This is a genomic window from Achromobacter veterisilvae (genome assembly GCF_037619525.1).
Classification (GTDB): Bacteria; Pseudomonadota; Gammaproteobacteria; order Burkholderiales; family Burkholderiaceae_B; genus Achromobacter; species Achromobacter veterisilvae.
Genome location: NZ_CP148753.1, coordinates 578549 through 595300, shown reverse-complemented (window position 1 = coordinate 595300; position 16752 = coordinate 578549). Strand labels below are relative to the sequence as shown.

The window sequence follows — 16752 nt, the reverse complement described above, 5'->3', positions numbered from 1 at the left end:
GACACGAGGTAGTAATGGTGAGTGCACAACAGAATCCGGCAGAGATGAGCGGCGGCGAGTCGCGAGAGGAAATTCTGCAGGCGGCCGCCGAACTTTTCATGGAGTTCGGTTACGCCGCCACCTCCATCGACGCGGTCGCCCAGCGCCTGGGCGCGACCAAAGGCCGTATCTATCACCATTATCGGAGCAAGGCCGATCTGTTCTTCGACGTACAGGTGGCGGCGATGACGCGCCTGACCGACCAAATCGAGCCTATCGCCCGCAGCAGCGGCGACGCGGTCGAGCGCCTGTCGGCCATGGCGCTGCGCCATACCCAGATTCTGCTCAAGGAACTGCCGATGCAGAAGGTGGCGGTGCAAGGGCTGGAACGCCACCTGCTCGAAGCGTCCGCGGCCGCCAAGCGGCTGCGTTCCGTGGTGAAGATGCGCGACGACTACGAGCAGATGTTCGTCGAAGTGATCGACGACGGCATCCGCGCCGGCTCCTTCGTGGACCTTCCCGCCAGGCTGTTGAGTAAACCTTTCTTTGGCGCGCTGAACTGGGCCACCGTGTGGTACAGCCAGCGGCGCCTGCAGAGCGAAGCGGCGATCGACGATATCGCGCACACCCTCGCGGCCTATGCGCTGCGGGGTCTACTCAAGGATTCCAACGATGAAGCAGCAAGAGCAACCCCCTTATTCCAATACCATTTGGGATGAGGTCGAAACCTGGTCGCGGGACCGCATCGAGAGTTTCCAGCTCGACGCCCTGCGCCGCCAATTGCGGCGCGTGGCCGACACCAGCGTGCATTACAGGAAGGTGTTTGCGGACGCGGGCTTCGTGCCCGAAGACCTCAAGACGCTGGCAGACCTGAGACGCCTGCCTTTCACCCACAAGCGCGACTATCTCGAAGGCCTGCGCGCCGCGCCGCCCTTCGGCACCCTGGCCGCCGTCCAGCCCGGCGAGGCCGTCCGGGTGCACTTTTCCTCCGGCACCACGGCCCAGCCCGCGCCGGTGCTCTGGACCCAGCACGACGTGGACCGCTGGGCCGAACTCTACGCAAGGTATCTCTACGGCCAGGGCCTGCGGCGCGGCGACGTCTTCCAGTGCATGTTCAATTACGCGTGGTTCGTGGGCGGCCTGGGCGCCACCCTGGCCGCGCAGCGGGTCGGCGCGCTCGTGATCCCGGCCTCTTCGGGCGACACGCAGCGCCAGGTCGAGACCATCTTTGAATACGGCACGGACTGCGTCATCGGCACGCCGTCTTTCATGGCCCATATGGCCGAAACGGCCCAATCCATGGGCCGGGACCTGCGCGAATCGCGCGTGCGCATGGTCTGCGTCGGCGGCGAGCCCGGCGCCAGCGTTTCCGGCACCCGCGAACGCATCGAACGCCTCTGGGGCGCGAAAATGTTCGACTGCTACGGCGCGCTGGAATGCCAGCCCATCGGCTGGGACACCGCCGCGCAGCTCGGCCCCACGCTGGCCGAGGATTTCATCTACGTCGAGATCCTGCATCCGGACACGCACGAACCGGTGGCGGACGGCGAGCGCGGCGTGCTGGTGCTCACCCACCTGGACAAGCAGGCCTGCCCGCTGGTGCGCTGGTGGACCGGCGACATCGTGGTGCGCGACAGCCGCCCGGGCCCGGACGGCCGCACGCATGCCCGCCTGCCCGGGGGCGTGCTCGGCCGCTCCGACGACATGCTGATCGTGCGCGGCGTGAATCTCTTCCCCTCCGCCATCGAAGATGTGGTGCGCGGCTTTGCCGGGGTCAGCAACGAGTACGTCATCATCATCGACGACACCGTGAAGGATCCGAAGACGGGATTCCTCACCGGCGTGAAACTGCGCGTCGAGCGCGAATCCGGCGCCGGCGCCGACCTCGGCGAACAGTTGTCGCGGCTGCTGCGCGACCGCCTGAAGGTGCGCTTCCACGTCGAAGTGGTCGAGAACGGCACGCTGCCGCGCACGGTCCACAAGGCCAAGCGGGTGATCCATGTCTGAGTCCGCGACTCCCAGGCCGCTGGCCGGCAGGCGCATCGTCGAACTCTCGCAGTTCATCGCCGGCCCCACCGCCGCGCAGTACCTCGCCGATTTCGGCGCCGACGTGCTGAAGATCGAACCGCCGCGCGGCGACGGCGTGCGCACCCTGCCGGGCAACGGCTTCGGCAGCTTCTACGCGCGCAGCTTCAATACCGGCAAGCGCAGCCAAGTGCTGGACCTGGCGTCGCCCGAAGGGCGCCAGGCCCTGGAGACGCTGCTGGCGGAAGCGGACGCCTTCATCTGCAATCTGGCGCCGGGTTCGCTGGCCCGGCTCGACCTGCGGGGCGAGGCGCTGCGCGCGCGGCATCCGCACCTGACCGTCGTGCTCATTTCCGGCTACGGCCAGCATGACGACCGCATCTGCATGGATACTATCGCGCAGTGCGAATCGGGCTTCGCGCTGCTCAACGGCGACGAGGACGGTTCACCGCGCCTGTCGACCGGCTGGCCCGTGGATATGTTCAGCGGCATGTACGCGGGGCTGGCCTGCGCGATGGCGGTGCTCGAAGGCCGCGGGCGGCTGATCGATCTTTCCATGATGGAGGTGGCCTCGGCGATGCTGCTGGGCCCGGCGGCGCTGGCGCTGAGCGAAGGAGAGACGCTGGACCCGCCCATGGGCAACCGCGACCGCGCCTCGGCGCCGTCCAGCATTTACCGCTGCGCCGACGGCCACGTCTACATCCTGGGCGGCCTGGACAGCTATTGGGCGCGCCTGCGTCCGCTCATCGGCGCCGACGACGCCCCCATCAAGGAACGCATACGGCGCGCGGCGCACTTCGATGCGCAGGTGGAAGCCTGGACCTTGCCGCAAACCCGCGAAGCCGTGCTCAGGCGGATGCGCGACCTGCAGATTCCGGCCGGCAATGTCCGGCCGCCCGGCGAGGCGCTGGCGCTCATCCGCGGGCTGCGGCCGGGCGCCGTCTCGCAGGCGCTCGCCAGCGGCGAGCACGTGCCGGCCTTTCCCGCCCTGTTCGACGGGCAGCGCATTCCCCGCAGCCCCACCCCGGCCGTCGGCGGCGCGCTGCGGCACCTCTCTTGAACCCCTACTTTCAGGTGAGCACGATGAATACTTCCCCTTGTGCGGATTCCACCCAGGTCATGCGGCCGGGTGTGCTGATCGGCCGCAGCGCGCTGGTGACCGGCGCAGGCTCCGGTATCGGCCGCGGCATCGCCCTGCGTTTGCTGGCGCTGGGCATGGATGTGTTCGGCATCGGGCGGCGCGAAGCGCCCCTGGCCGAAACGGCGGCGATGGCCGAACGGCTGTCCGGAGACTTCGGCTACGCCAGCGCGAACATCCGCGACACCGCCGCCATCGAAGCGCTGGTCGCCGAAGTGGGCGAACGCCAGGGTATCGACCTCCTGGTCAACAACGCCGGCGGCCAGTTTTTCGCTCCCGCCACGGAGATCAGCCGGAAGGGCTGGGACGCGGTGATCGACACCAACCTCAACGCGGTCTTCGTGGTCACCAAGGCGGCCTACCCGTATCTCAAGAGGCGCCAGGGGGCGGTCGTCAATATTTCGCTGTCCGGCGTGGAGCGCGGCTCCATGGGCATTGCCCACTCGATCGCCGCGCGCGCCGGCGTGCTGGGCCTGACGCGCACCCTGGCCCTGGAATGGGCCGCCGACGACATCGCGCTGAACTGCATCGGCCCCGGCGCGGTGATCACCGAAGGGCTGGCCGGCGAAGCCGCGCAAGCGATGCTGGACCGCCTGATCGCCGCCACGCCGATGGGCCGCGCCACCTCCGTCGATGACGTCGCCGAACTGGTCGCCTTCCTTGCCACTCCCGCAGGCCATCTCATGACGGGCCAACTGCTGCAGATCGACGGCGCCGCCCATCTCGGCAGCGGCCTGCATATGCTGGCCGCGTAGTTGGCCGCGTAAACGGCAGCCGGCCTTCGGGCCGCGGGCATTCACTGCGTGGCGGCGCCGGACGCGGCCTCCTGGCCGAGCCGGTGCCGGCAAAAATCCAGGAACCGCATCAGGGGCGGCTGCCATTCGTGCGCGCGCTGCCAGACGACGATGGTCGGCGGGTTGTGCGCGCCCAGTTCGATGGGCAGGATGACCGCGTCCAGGCCCGCGGTCAACCGCAGGGCCGCCGCAACCGGCAGCATGACCAGATAATCCGTGGAGCGAACGAACTCGTCGGTCAGCAGCAGGTCGCTTACGTGGATGCCGCGGGGCGGCAGGTCCAGTTCGGCCCGCAGGAACAGGTCGGCCAGTTTGGCGTGCATCATGGTGCCCGGCCTGGGCTTGCACCAAGGCTGGCCGTGCAGATCGTGCAGCGTGACGCTTTGCCGGGACGCCAGCGGCGACAGGCGGGCGTTGGCGACCACCACCAGCGGCTGCGGCGGCGCCAGGCGCAGGCGTCCCAGTTCGGGCGACACCAGCGTGTGGTCGTCGTAGCACACCAGCGCGTCCAGCCCGTCCTGCTGGAGCAGTTCCGCCATGGCCCGGAATCCGCCGGTCTGCACATCGAGCCCGATGCCGGGCTGCGCCTGGTTGAACGCATGGATGAGCGGGGCGAGGCTCAGTTTCCCCATGTCCGTCGCGACCCCGACCCGCAAGCTGCCCTGGAATCCGGAACGCACGTCGACGATGATCCCGGCCATCGAGCGCGCCCGCGCGACCAGCGCCTCCATGACCGGCAGCACTTGAGCCCCCATCGCCGTGGGTCGCCTGGAATTGCCGGATCGTTCGAACAGCTTGAAGCCCAGCCGCTCCTCCAGCTCCGCCAGCGTCTTCGAGACCGCGGATTCGCTGATGTTCGCGTGCCGGGCGACTTCCTTGGCGGTGGGCGCGTCCCGCACCGCCAGGGCGATCTGCAAATGGCGCAGCTTGATCCGGGCAGCCAGCAGGTCGATGGGCTTACGGTTAACCATTTGCTCAATTTGTTTGTAGAAAAATTCACTATACGGCAAGTCCGGCTGGCACGATCATGCCCGGATCGGCAGCAGGGCGGCCAGCCTGGCGGCCGCGCGATATGTCGCCGATTCATTCATTCACTGCCAACCGGAGAATCGCCTTGATAGTCCGACATCGTCTCCACGCATTTTTCCTTGCCCTCGCGACGGCCTGCTGGATGCCGCTCGACGCCGCAGCCCAGGCTGCCGGCAGCGACGCCAAAGTGCTGCGGCTGGTGGTCGGCTACGCGGCCGGCGGGGCGGCCGACGCCGTGGCCCGGGCCTACGCCGAGCAATTGCAGACCGCCGGCTTCGCCAACGTCATCGTCGAAAACCGGCCGGGCGCCTCGGGGCGCCTGGGCTTCGACGCGGTGAAAAGAGCCAAGGCGGACGGCCTGACGCTTTACCTGGGTTCATCGCCGATGTTCGTGATCTTCCCGCTGACCTACCGCAAGCTCGGATACGATCCGGACCGCGATCTGCGCCCCGTGGCCCTGGTGGTAGATGTGCCGACGGCGGCGGTGGCGGGGGCGAATCAGCCCTACGGCGACATGCCCGGCTACGTCCAATGGGCCAGGCAGGCGCGGGGCAAGGCGAATCTCGGGCTGGCGACGCTGGGCAGCCCCGGACAGCTCGGCACGATCGAAATGAGCAAGCAGAACGGGCTTCAGGTCGAGCCGGTGGTCTACCGGGGCGCCGCGCCCATGCTGGTCGACGTGGTCAGCGGCGAAGTCTCCATGGGCTGGGACGCGGTGGCCAGCATGATGCCGCTCTATACGGGCGGAAAGCTGAAATTCCTGGGCGTGGCCGGCAGCCGCCGCCTGCCCATGCTGCCCGACGTGCCGACGCTGCTGGAACAGGGCTATCCCCAGTACCAGCACGCCTCTAGCTGGTATGGCATCTACGCGCCGGCCGGCACGCCGGACGCGGCCGTCGGCGCGCTGGAACAGGCGTTCCTGGCCGCGGGCAGGAATCCGGCGCTGATCGCCAAGCTGCAGGCCAGCGGCTTTCTGGTGGATCCGAAGCCCGCCGCCGAGGCCAAGCGCCGCATGGAAACGGAGCGGGCGCACTGGGCTCCCATCGTCAAGGCCGCCGGCATCGTCTTCGACGAATGACGCCGGGATCGAAGCCATGAGCGATTCCCTTTGTGAGTTGACCGCCGTCGAAGCGGCGCGCCTGATCCGCGGCAAGTCCCTTTCTCCCGTCGAACTCGTCCGCGCGGCCCTCGATCGGGCGGAACGCCTGCAGCCGGTGCTGAACTGCTTCATCACGCTTTGCCCGGAGCGGGCCCTGGACGAGGCGCGGGCGGCCGAAGCGGCGCTCATGCGGGGCGATGCGCCGGGCGTGCTGCACGGATTGCCGTTCACGGTGAAGGACCTGGTCAATACCGCGGGAGTCCGGACGACCTTCGGCGCCGTGCCGTTCCGCGACAACGTGCCCACCGAGGACGCCCTGGCCGTGGCGCGGCTGCGCGAACACGGCGCGATATTGATCGGGAAAACCACGACGCCCGAGTTCGGGGCCAAGTCGATGACGGATTCCCCGCTCTTCGGCCACACCCGCAACCCCTGGGACCTGGGCCGCACCTGCGGCGGATCGAGCGGCGGCGCGGCGGCGGCGACCGCGGCCGGGATCACCGCCCTGGCCGTGGCCACGGATGGCGGCGGCTCGACCCGGATTCCGGCGGCCTGTAATGGCGTGGTGGGTTTCAAGCAGAGCATGGGGGCCATTCCCCACAGCCAGGCGCTCGACGCCATCGGCAACCAAACCTACGTCACGCCCACGACGCGGACGGTCGCCGATACCAGATTGATGATGGCCGCCATGAGCGGCCCCCATCCCAGCGATCCCTGGTCGCTGGGCATTCCGAAGACCGACTACCTGCGGGCGGATCCTCCCGGAGACCTGCGGGGCAAGCGCGTGCGCTATTGCGCCGCGCCGCCCGGCCGGCCCGTGGATGCCGACGTGCGGCGCGCGTTCGACGCCGCGCTCGAGCGCCTGGCCGGCCTGGGCGCGGAGGTGGAGGCCTTCGACGGGGCCGGCTTCGATGTGGAGCCGATCTGGCGCGTGATCAATCACACGGTCTGGCGCGCGCGCTATTTGCCGTTGATCGAGCAGGCGCCCGACGCCTACAGCGCGTCCCTGCGCCGGCAGATCGAGTCGGCGGCGCAGTTCAGCGCGGTGCAGTACCAGGAGGCCATGTTTGCGCGCACGGCGATCTACCGCAAGGTCCAGGCGCTGTTCGAGGGGGCCGATCTGCTGGCGATGCCCACGATCTCGCGGACCGCCGTGCCGCTGGGCACCGATATTTTCGATTCCATCGTCATCGACGGCCGCGCGTTCGACGATATCCGGGCCCACTGGTATCCCTGGACGATGCTCTTCAACTTGACGGGCAATCCCGCGATCAGCGTTCCTTGCGGGCGGGGGCGGGACGGCCTGCCCATCGGGCTGCAACTGGTCGGCCGCTGCCACGCCGACAGCGACCTGCTGTCCGCCGCCGAATCGTTCGAGCGGGCCGGCCCAGCGCCCGAACGGCCCGTCGTGCCGGACCGGCTGGCGGGATAAGCGCGCCGCGCGCGGCGGATTCAGGCGCCGCGCCGCGTCCCCGATTGCCGGCCCGCGTATCCGGGATCAGGGGCCCCCGCGCCGGTACAGCGCCAGGGTGCCGGCCAGCCCGATCAGCAGGCCGCCGCAGACGCGGTTCAGCCAGCGCAGGCCGGCGCCCCGGAAGGCGCGCACCATCTGCGCGCCCAGCGAGGCGTACGCAAGCATCACGGCGACGTTCATGAACGCCATGACGCCGGCCAGGATGGCGTATTGCGCGAACAGGGGCGAGGCCGGGTCGATGAACTGCGGCAGGAAGGCGGACATGAACAGCAGCGCCTTCGGGTTGGTAAGCGCCACGGCGAAGCTGCGCAGGCCCAGGGCCAGCCCGCCGGGACGCACGGCGTCCGGCCGGGCGGGACGGCATGACCAGCGCCGCGTCCCACCGCAGCATCTTCCAGCCCAGCCAGGCCAGATAGGCCGCGCCGGCCCACTTGATCGCCTGGAAGGCGATCTCGGACGCCGCCAGCACCACCCCTAGCCCGGAGGCCACCGCGCCGATCAGGATCAGGTCGGCCAGCACCGCGCCGCCCATGCCCCAGCACGCCGCCCGCACGCCGTGGCGCGAGCCGTTGCTCATGGCGAGCAGGACGGTGGGGCCGGGCGTGACGATCGTGACGGCCGAGGCGAGGACGAAAAGCAGCAGGGTGGCGAGGGTCATGGGCGGGCTCCGGAACTGGACCCAGTTTGCCGCCCCGGCCGCGGTTCGTCCAGGTCCGGCTACCATAGCGGTCTTATCCACAGAATCCGCATCATGCCCACGCGTTCCGACTCCCCCCATCTGGCTCCCCCGCTTTCCTCCGTCCTGCTTTCCAGCGCGGGGGTGGTGGAGGGCGTGCTGGACGGCCGTTCCCTGACGGACGCGCTCGCCGACGTGGAATCGTCCTTGCGGCCCGCCTCCCAGGCCGTGTCGTTCCATGCGATGCGCTATCTGGGCTGGGCCGACGCCGTGGGCCGCGAACTGGTGCAGCGCTACCCCAGCGTGCTGTTCGAATCGCTGCTGCTGGTGTCCCTGACCCTGCTGAAGGAAGAGGGCGAGGCCGCCGCGGCCTTGCCCGGCATGCCGGTCTACGCGCCCCACACGGTGGTGGACCAAGCGGTGACGGCGGCGTCCCGCAACCGCGGCCTGGCCGCGTTCAAAGGCATGCTCAACGCCTGCCTGCGCCGCTTCCTGCGCGAGCGCGCGGCGCTGGAGGCGGCGGTCGCCGACAGCCCGGAAGCCCAGTGGAACCATCCCGGCTGGTGGGTCAGGCAACTGGCGGTGGCCTATCCGCAGCAATGGCGCGAGATCCTCGCCAGCGCCAACGTGCCCGCGCCGCTGACCCTGCGCGTCAATCGCCGGCGCGCCAGCCGCGAGCAGGTGCTGGCGGCATTCCAGGCGGCGGGGCTGGACGCCGAACCCACGGGCCAGTCCGGCCTGGCGCTGTCCACGCCCCGGCCGGTGACGCAGTTGCCGGGATTCGCCGAGGGCTGGTGGTCGGTGCAGGATGCCGGCGCGCAACTGGCGGCCGAACTGCTGGCCCCGGCCGCCGGCATGCGGGTGCTGGACGCCTGCGCGGCGCCGGGCGGCAAGACGGCGCATCTGCTGGAACTGGCCGACATCGACCTGCTGGCCCTGGACGCCGACGCCGGCCGCCTGGCCCGGGTGGAGCAGAACCTGGAGCGCCTCGGCCTGGCCGGCGGCCATGTCCGGCTGCAGGCGGCCGACGCCGCCGACCTGGACAGTTGGTGGGACGGCAAGCCCTTCGACGCGGTGCTGGCCGACGTGCCCTGCACGGCCTCGGGCATCGTGCGCCGCCACCCCGACATCCGCTGGCTGCGGCGCGAGAACGACGTGCGGCGCACGGCCACGCTGCAGGCCCGGATCCTGGATGCGCTGTGGCGCACCGTGGCGCCCGGCGGCCGGCTGCTCTATGTAACGTGCTCGGTATTTCCCATCGAGGGCACGCGCCAGGCGCTGGAGTTCCTGCAGCGCCATCCCGAGGCGGTCCGGCTGGACGCGCCGGGCCAATTGCTGCCAGTTGCGGTCGACGCAACACCCGGGGCGCAGCACGACGGGTTTTTCTACGCCTTGTTTGCCAAGCAGTCCTGAATCGCCAAGAATAGGGGCATGACGTAGTCTCGGTGTCGTATGTCCATTATTTCGCGCTTATTTCTTGGGTTGTTGCTCGTATCTGCCTTGCTTTCGTTCGCACCGGGCGGAGAGGCCCATGGAGCCGAGCCCAAGATCAGCCAAGTGCGCCCGGCGGTGCGCGACGGCAAGCTGGAGATCGACGCCGACATCGAATTCGTGCTGAACGATCAGCTACGGGACGCCGCCCAGCGCGGCGTCCCCTTGTATTTCACCGCCGATCTCACCATCACGCGCGAGCGCTGGTGGTGGTTCGACAAGTCCCTGGTGGACACTTCCCGGACCTGGCGCATCGTCTACAACGCGCTGACCCGGCAGTGGCGCGCCGGCGTGGGCGAACTGTCCTTCCCGGTCGCGTCGCTCGATGACGCCATGGGCGTCGTCCGCCACGTCCGCAACTGGCCGGTGGCGGACGCCGCCGAGTTCGACGCGGACGTGCTCTATGGCGGCCAGTTGCGCCTGCGCCTGGATACCTCGCTGCTGCCGCGGCCCTTCCAGGTCAACGCCCTGAACAGCAGTTCGTGGGTGCAGGCGACGCCCTGGACCGACTTCTCGTTCGTGCTGAGCGACAAGGAGAAAGACCCCTCATGAGGCTTTTGCTTCGGCTGGCCCTGATGATCGGCGCTGTGAGCGGCCTGGCGCTGCTGGGCCTGCTGGCCTGGTCCACCGGCAACGCCTCGCGCTTCGCCCGCTATTACGACACGCTGCTGGTCCTGAACGGCATTTTCGCGCTGGCGCTTTTCGTCTGGGTGGTGGCGCTGACCGTGCGGCTGGCCCGGCAGATCCGCCGCCGCCAGTTCGGGGCGCGGCTGACCGCCCGCTTTTCGCTGGCGTTCGCCCTGATCGGCGTCGTGCCCGGCGCCCTGATCTACACCGTGTCGGTGCAGTTCATGTCGCGCTCGATCGAATCCTGGTTCAACGTGCGGGTGGATTCCGCGCTGGAGGCGGGCCTGAACCTGGGGCGGGCGGCGCTGGATTCGCTGCTGGCCGACCTGGACGCGCGCGCCCGCTCCATGGCGGTCGAACTGAACCGCAACAGCGATAGCGGCGTGGCGCTGACCCTGACGCGGCTGCGCGAGGCCAACGGCGTGCAGGAAGCCATGGTGTTCACCGGCAGCGGGCGCATGGTGGCGTTTTCCACCAGCCAGTACGGCCAACTGCTGCCGGCGATGCCGCCGTCCACCGTCATGAACCAGCTACGGCTGGCGCGCGGCTACTCCGCCGCCGAGGCCGACGACCCCATGACGCCCGGCGTCGAAGGGGGGCTGCACCTGCGGGTGGTGATCCCGCTGGCCGGCCCGGACCGCTACGACAACCTGCTGGGCGCCGCTTCCGAGCCCCGCTGGCTGCAACTGCTGCAGCCCGTGCCCGAGCAGATCGCGCACAACGCCAACCTGGTGCAGCAGGGGTTCCGCGACTACCAGGAACTGGCGCTGTCGCGGCTGGGGCTGCGCAAGCTGTACGGCATCACCCTGACCCTGGCGCTGTTGCTGGCCGCGTTCGGCGCGATCGCGGTGGCGCTGTCGCTGTCCAAGCGCCTGGTGCGTCCGCTGCTCAGCCTGGCGGGCGGCACGCAGGCGGTGGGCGTAGGCGACTACCGGCCCTTGCCCGAGCCGCCGGAGCGCGACGAAGTGGGCCAGCTCACGCGGTCGTTCAATGCCATGACGCGCCAACTGGACGAGGCGCGGCGCATGGTGGAAAGCAACCGCCAGCAGCTCGAACGCTCCAACGTCTATCTGGAAAGCGTGCTGTCCAACCTGTCTTCCGGGGTGCTGGTGTTCGACGAGTCGTTCCGCGTCACCACGGTCAACCAGGGCGCCCAGACCATCCTGGGCGCCGACCTGCGCTCGGTGATCGGCCGCCCGCTGGAGACGGCGGACGGCATGCTGGAGTTCGCCAACATCGTCCGGCAGGCCTTTTCCGCCCACGCGGCGGTGGGTTCGGAACGCCAGCACTGGCAGCAGCAATTCGAGATCAGTCCGGCCCAGGGCAGCGCGCCCGTCGCGCCGCAGCCGCTGACCCTGCTGGCGCGCGGCACCCATTTGAAGGTGGACGGGCGCGGCAACGGCTATCTGGTGGTGTTCGACGACATCACCGAAGTGATTTCGGCCAACCGGACGGTGGCCTGGGGCGAGGTGGCCCGGCGGCTCGCGCACGAAATCAAGAACCCCCTGACCCCGATCCAGTTGTCGGCCGAGCGCCTGGCCATGAAACTGGAGGGCAAACTGCCCGCGGCCGAAGCCCAGATCGTCGAACGGTCCACCAACACCATCGTCAACCAGGTGGCCTCGCTCAAGCAGATGGTGGACGATTTCCGCGAATACGCCCGCACGCCGCCGGCCGTGATGCAGCGGATCGATTTCAATGCGCTGGTGGCCGACGTGCTATCGCTGTACGGCTGGGAGCCCGAAGGCGGTTCGCCGCGGCACGGCGGGAAGGCCCTGAATCTGGATGTGACCCTGGGGCCGGACATGCCGGACATCGAAGGCGATCCCACCCAGTTGCGCCAGGTGATCCACAACCTGCTGTCCAATGCCCGCGATGCGATCGCCGAGCAGGGCGGGCAGGGGCGGGTCAGCGTCACGACGCAGCTCATGCGCAGCGAACAGCCCGACCGCGCGGACCACAAGGCGCTCCGGTTCACCGTGGCCGATACCGGGCCCGGCTTCCCGCCCCAGGTCATGCAGCGCGCGTTCGAGCCCTACGTCACCACCAAGTCCCACGGGACTGGGTTAGGATTGGCAATCGTCCGCAAGATCGTGGAAGAACACGGCGGGCGTATCGACCTTGCAAACCGCAAGGAGGGGGGCGCGCGGATCTCCATCTTGTTGACCCGGCTTGCTTCCGAGGCCGATACTATGGACGCGACCGCGCAAGAAAAGGATAATGCGGCTACGCAATAGGTGGATGCTTTATGGCCAGAATTCTGGTGGTTGACGACGAAGTCGGTATACGCGAGCTTTTGTCGGAGATCCTTTACGACGAAGGACACACGGTCGAGCTGGCTGAAAACGCGGCGCAAGCGCGCGCCGCACGCTTGCGCATGCGTCCTGACCTGGTGTTGCTGGACATCTGGATGCCCGACACCGACGGCGTGAGCCTGCTCAAGGAATGGGGCTCGCAAGGGCTGCTCGACATGCCCGTGATCATGATGAGCGGCCACGCCACCATCGATACGGCGGTCGAAGCCACGCGCATCGGCGCCATGGATTTCCTCGAAAAACCCATTACGCTGCAGCGCCTGCTGAAGACCGTGGCCGCCGGCCTGGCCCGCGGCCGCGCGCCGCACCCGACGCCCGCCGCGGCGCATCCGGCCGCCGCCAGCCCCGCCGTGGCGCTGGAAGACGAACTGGATCCCCCGGTCCTGGCCGCCGCGCCCGCCAACGAAATCCCGGTCGCGTCCAACGGCCAGTTGGGCAGCATCTCGCTGGACCAGCCCCTGCGCGAAGCGCGCGACGAGTTCGAACGCATCTATTTCGAATACCACCTGGTCCGCGAAAGCCACAGCATGACCCGGGTATCCGAGCGCACCGGCCTGGAGCGCACCCACCTGTACCGCAAGCTCAAGCAATTGGGCATCGAGTCCGCGCGCAAGCGGAGCACATGAAGATCCTGATCATGGGCGCTGGTCGCGTAGGCACCAGCGTGGCAGAGAACCTGGTGTCGGAAGAGAACGACATCACCGTCATCGATTCGGATCCCGTCCAGCTTCAGTACCTGCAAGAGCACTTCGACCTGCGCGTCGTCCATGGCGACGGCTCGCAGGTATCGGTGCTGGAAGCCGCCGGCGCCGCCGACACCGATCTCCTGATCGCCTGCGCCGCTTCCGACACCGCCAATATGGTGGCCTGCAAGATCGCGCGCCAACTGTTCAATGTTCCCCGCCGCATCGCCCGCATCCGCTCGGCCGAGTTCGCCGAGCACGCGGAACTCATGAGCGAAGAGGGCTTCTGCATCGACGCCCTGATCAGCCCGGAGCGCAGCGTCACCACTTATCTGCACAGCCTGATCGAGTTTCCCGAGGCCCTGCAGGTGGTGGAGTTCGCCGAGGGACGCGTCAGCGTCGTGACCGTGCGGGTGGGGCATGGCAGCCCCATGGCGCATTCCCCCGTGGACAAGCTGCGCGACGTCTGGCCGGACGTGAAGGCCCGCGTGATCGACGTGCTGCGCGGGGGGCGGCCGCTGCGCGCCGGCAGCGGCACCGTCATCGCCCCGGGCGACGAAGTGGTCCTGGTCGTGGATTCGCGCGACGCGCGCCGGGCGGTCCGCAAACTGCGCGAGGCCGAGCGCGACGTGCGCCGGGTGATGATCGCCGGCGGCGGCAACATCGGCCTGCGCCTGGCGCGCCAGCTCGCCGAGGAAAAATACAGCGTCCGCATCATCGAGCGCGACCTGAAGCGCTGCGAATACCTGGCCACGCAGCTACCCGACCGCGTGCTGGTGCTGCATGGCAGCGGCACCGACGAAGCCCTGCTGGAACGCGAGAACATCGAAGACATGGACACCTGGCTGGCGCTCACCAGCGACGACGAGGACAACATCATGTCCTCGCTGCTGGCCAAGCGCCTGGGCGCCCGCAAGGTGATCGCCCTGATCAACCGCCAGGCCTACGGCGAACTGATGCAGGGCAGCCATATCGACATCGCCGTGTCGCCGTCCCAGGCCACCATGAGCGAACTGCTGCGCCACGTGCGCCGCGGCGACGTGGTCGCCGTGCACCGGCTGCGCCAGGGCGTGGCGGAAGCGCTGGAGGCCATCGCCCACGGCGACCGCTCCACTTCCAAGGTGGTCGGCCGCTCGGTGGGGCAGATCAGCCTGCCCAAGGGCGCCAGCATCGGCGCGCTGGTGCGCGAAGACGAAATCATCCTGCCGGACGCCGATACCGTGATCGAATCCGACGACCACGTCATCGTGTTCGTGCCGTCGCGCCGGCAGATGCCGCGCGTGGAAAAATTGTTCCAAGTCTCGGCGTCCTTCTTCTGATGCGCGCCGGCCCCTCCCTCCCTCGCGGGCCGCGCGCGGCCGGATAGCTCCATGAAGCGCGTCCTGGGCACCCTCTACATCCTGGGCCTGACGATGGTGATGTTCGCACTCACCATGCTGATTCCGCTGGGCGTGGCCTACGTGGGCGGCGATGCGGCGCGCCAGGCCTTCCTGGACGGGTTCCTGATCTCGGTGGGCATCGGCGGCGGCCTGGCCGCGCTGACGCGCCGCGCCCGCTGCGAACTGCGGGCGCGCGACGGCTTCGTGCTGGTGTCGGCCGTGTGGGCCGGCCTGCCCCTGCTGGCGGCCATCCCGCTGCTGCTCTATTTCCATGGCGCCGGGACGCCGCTGTCGTTCACCGGCGCCTACTTCGAGGCCATGTCGGGCCTGACCACCACCGGCGCCACCGTCCTGACCAACCTCGACACCCTGCCGGCGTCGATCAATCTGTGGCGGGCCACGCTGATCTGGATCGGCGGCATGGGGATCCTGGTCCTGGCCGTCGCCATCCTCCCGCTCCTCGGCGTCGGCGGCCACCAGGTGGTGCGCGCGGAAACGCCCGGGCCGATGAAGGACGAGCGGCTGACGCCCCGCATCGCCAGCACCGCCAAGGCGCTGTACGCGGTGTACTTCGTGTTCTCCATCCTGTGCTTCCTGGCGTACCGCGCCGTCGGCCTGTCCTGGTTCGAGGCCTGGTGCCACATGGCCACGACCATGGGGCTGGGCGGCTTCTCCACCTGGGACGACGGCTTCGCCCATTTCGACTCGGTGGCCGTGGAAATGGTGGCCATGGTGTTCATGCTGATCGCCGGCATCAACTTCGCCACCCATTTCAACGCCTTCCGCCAGCGCAGCCCGCGGGCCTACCTGCGCTGCCCCGAAGCCATCCCGTACCTGGTCGTCGTCCTGGGGGTGGGGCTGGTCATTTCCGTGTACCTCTACCTGAAAGGGGTCTACGCCGAACCGCTGGAGGCGCTGCGGTACGGCATGTTCAACACGATCTCGATGGCAACCACCACCGGCTACGCCAACACCGATTTCGCGCAGTGGCCGCTGTTCGCGCCGCTGACGATGCTGCTGCTCTCGGGCTTCGCCACGTCGGCGGGATCGACCGGGGGCGGCATCAAAATGATCCGGGCGATCCTGCTGGTCAAGCAGGCGCGCAACGAGCTTGTAACAATGTTGCATCCACACGCGATCAGCCCGGTGCGGATCAATGGCAGGGCGGTCGAGGGCCGGACCATGTCGTCCGTGCTGGCGTTCATGCTGTTCTACGGCCTCTCCATCGCCGTTTTCACCAGCCTGCTGCTCCTGTCCGGCCTGGACCCGATCACGGCGTTCTCGGCCGTTTTCGCCAGCGTGAACAACACCGGCCCGGGCCTGGGGCCCGTCGGCCCCATGGGCAACTTCGCCGTGCTGTCCGACTTCCAGATCTGGGTCTGTACCTTCGCGATGCTGATCGGGCGCCTGGAACTGCTGACCGTGCTGGTGCTGTTCACGCCTATCTTCTGGCGCAAGTAACCTCTCCGGTGTCTGACACCCTTTGGCCAGTGTCTGACCCCCAGGCGCCGCCCTCCCAAGCTGAAGCGCCGCGGCCCGGGTGTCTGACACCATCGGCAGTCGGTTGGTGTCAGACACCCGGGGAGGGCCTGCATGTGCTGAAGGCCGTCCCATAAGGGTGTCAGACACTGGCGGGTGTCAGACACCTGGCCGCGGCCCTTGTGAGACCACCGTCCGCCAAGTGTCTGACACCCTGGTGAGACAACCGTCAAGGCACGCAGGCGCGGCAAGGGTGTCTGACACCCCTCGATCCCCGCCGCCCTCCCCCCGATTCGATCCGCAATAACCCTAAATAGGGTTATCCCACCCCTCTCCGGAAGCCCCTTGCAGACTGGCCATCCGGACCGCGCGGGCCGGAAACCCGCGCCGTTTCTATGTCGTAAGCGCTTGCTCACTTTCTCTCGCAGGGGAAAACCGGATGCTTCGCGATGTTGCACATAAATGTCACGATTCTCAATCGTTTTGCCACAAAGTTGCGGCTATCATGCATGCACAAGCCGCCGTCTAGCGCCCCCCGGGAAGTTGCCGGGCTTCAAGGTCGAA

Annotated in this window: 13 protein-coding genes and 1 pseudogene; 12 read left to right on the top strand and 2 right to left on the bottom strand. The window is 68.5% G+C overall.

What is annotated here, in order from left to right; all coding sequences use genetic code 11:
• The first annotated feature begins 14 nt into the window (after window positions 1-14).
• Genes WHX56_RS02720 through WHX56_RS02705 form a run of 4 tightly spaced genes read left to right on the top strand, consistent with a single transcriptional unit; the run spans window position 15 to window position 3897 of the window.
• Window positions 15-698, top strand: a complete 684-nt coding sequence (locus tag WHX56_RS02720) for a TetR/AcrR family transcriptional regulator (RefSeq protein ID WP_129240218.1) — start codon at window positions 15-17, stop codon at window positions 696-698.
• Window positions 652-1986 carry a phenylacetate--CoA ligase family protein gene (locus WHX56_RS02715; protein WP_338880288.1) on the top strand — a complete coding sequence of 445 codons (1335 nt, stop codon included), beginning with the start codon at window positions 652-654 and terminating at the stop codon, window positions 1984-1986. Before WHX56_RS02720 ends, WHX56_RS02715 begins: the two co-directional genes overlap by 47 nt.
• Window positions 1979-3064, top strand: coding sequence for a CoA transferase (locus WHX56_RS02710; RefSeq protein WP_338880286.1), 1086 nt, complete (start codon window positions 1979-1981; stop codon window positions 3062-3064). The genes WHX56_RS02715 and WHX56_RS02710 overlap by 8 nt, the downstream gene beginning before the upstream one ends.
• A 23-nt stretch (window positions 3065-3087) precedes the next feature.
• Window positions 3088-3897, top strand: a complete 810-nt coding sequence (locus WHX56_RS02705; protein WP_338880284.1) for an SDR family NAD(P)-dependent oxidoreductase — start codon at window positions 3088-3090, stop codon at window positions 3895-3897.
• Window positions 3898-3938: 41 nt separating this feature from the next.
• Here the strand turns inward: WHX56_RS02705 and WHX56_RS02700 are convergent, their stop codons facing one another.
• The gene (locus tag WHX56_RS02700) at window positions 3939-4907 is read right to left on the bottom strand and encodes a LysR family transcriptional regulator (RefSeq protein ID WP_338880282.1); all 969 of its coding nucleotides are present in this window, start codon (window positions 4905-4907) and stop codon (window positions 3939-3941) included.
• A gap of 200 nt (window positions 4908-5107) precedes the next feature.
• Here WHX56_RS02700 and WHX56_RS02695 point away from each other — a divergent pair, with 200 nt between their 5' ends.
• The gene (locus tag WHX56_RS02695; RefSeq protein ID WP_338880280.1) at window positions 5108-6043 is read left to right on the top strand and encodes a tripartite tricarboxylate transporter substrate binding protein; all 936 of its coding nucleotides are present in this window, start codon (window positions 5108-5110) and stop codon (window positions 6041-6043) included.
• Between the two features lie 16 nt (window positions 6044-6059).
• Complete coding sequence (locus WHX56_RS02690; RefSeq protein WP_338880278.1) at window positions 6060-7496, top strand: amidase; 1437 nt, start codon at window positions 6060-6062, stop codon at window positions 7494-7496.
• Window positions 7497-7562: 66 nt separating this feature from the next.
• On the opposite strand, the pseudogene WHX56_RS02685 reads toward WHX56_RS02690, so the two are convergent.
• Window positions 7563-8196: pseudogene (locus WHX56_RS02685) on the bottom strand (LysE family translocator).
• Window positions 8197-8289: 93 nt separating this feature from the next.
• Here WHX56_RS02685 and rsmB point away from each other — a divergent pair.
• Genes rsmB through WHX56_RS02655 form a run of 6 tightly spaced genes read left to right on the top strand, consistent with a single transcriptional unit; the run spans window position 8290 to window position 16170 of the window.
• Window positions 8290-9627, top strand: a complete 1338-nt coding sequence (gene rsmB, locus WHX56_RS02680; protein WP_129240210.1) for a 16S rRNA (cytosine(967)-C(5))-methyltransferase RsmB — start codon at window positions 8290-8292, stop codon at window positions 9625-9627.
• A 39-nt stretch (window positions 9628-9666) separates the two neighbouring features.
• Window positions 9667-10257: a DUF4390 domain-containing protein gene (locus tag WHX56_RS02675; protein ID WP_129240209.1), complete on the top strand. Its 591-nt coding sequence runs from the start codon at window positions 9667-9669 to the stop codon at window positions 10255-10257.
• Window positions 10254-12569, top strand: coding sequence for a sensor histidine kinase (locus WHX56_RS02670; protein ID WP_129240208.1), 2316 nt, complete (start codon window positions 10254-10256; stop codon window positions 12567-12569). The genes WHX56_RS02675 and WHX56_RS02670 overlap by 4 nt, the downstream gene beginning before the upstream one ends.
• A gap of 11 nt (window positions 12570-12580) precedes the next feature.
• Entirely contained in the window at window positions 12581-13273 is a 693-nt protein-coding gene (locus tag WHX56_RS02665; protein WP_129240207.1) for a response regulator, read from the top strand.
• Window positions 13270-14649 (top strand): Trk system potassium transporter TrkA, encoded by a 1380-nt coding sequence (trkA, locus tag WHX56_RS02660; RefSeq protein ID WP_129240206.1) that lies wholly within the window; start codon window positions 13270-13272, stop codon window positions 14647-14649. The genes WHX56_RS02665 and trkA overlap by 4 nt, the downstream gene beginning before the upstream one ends.
• A 51-nt stretch (window positions 14650-14700) precedes the next feature.
• A complete protein-coding gene (locus tag WHX56_RS02655; protein WP_129240205.1) occupies window positions 14701-16170 on the top strand; it encodes a TrkH family potassium uptake protein in 1470 nt (489 codons plus the stop codon).
• Window positions 16171-16752: the final 582 nt, after the last annotated feature.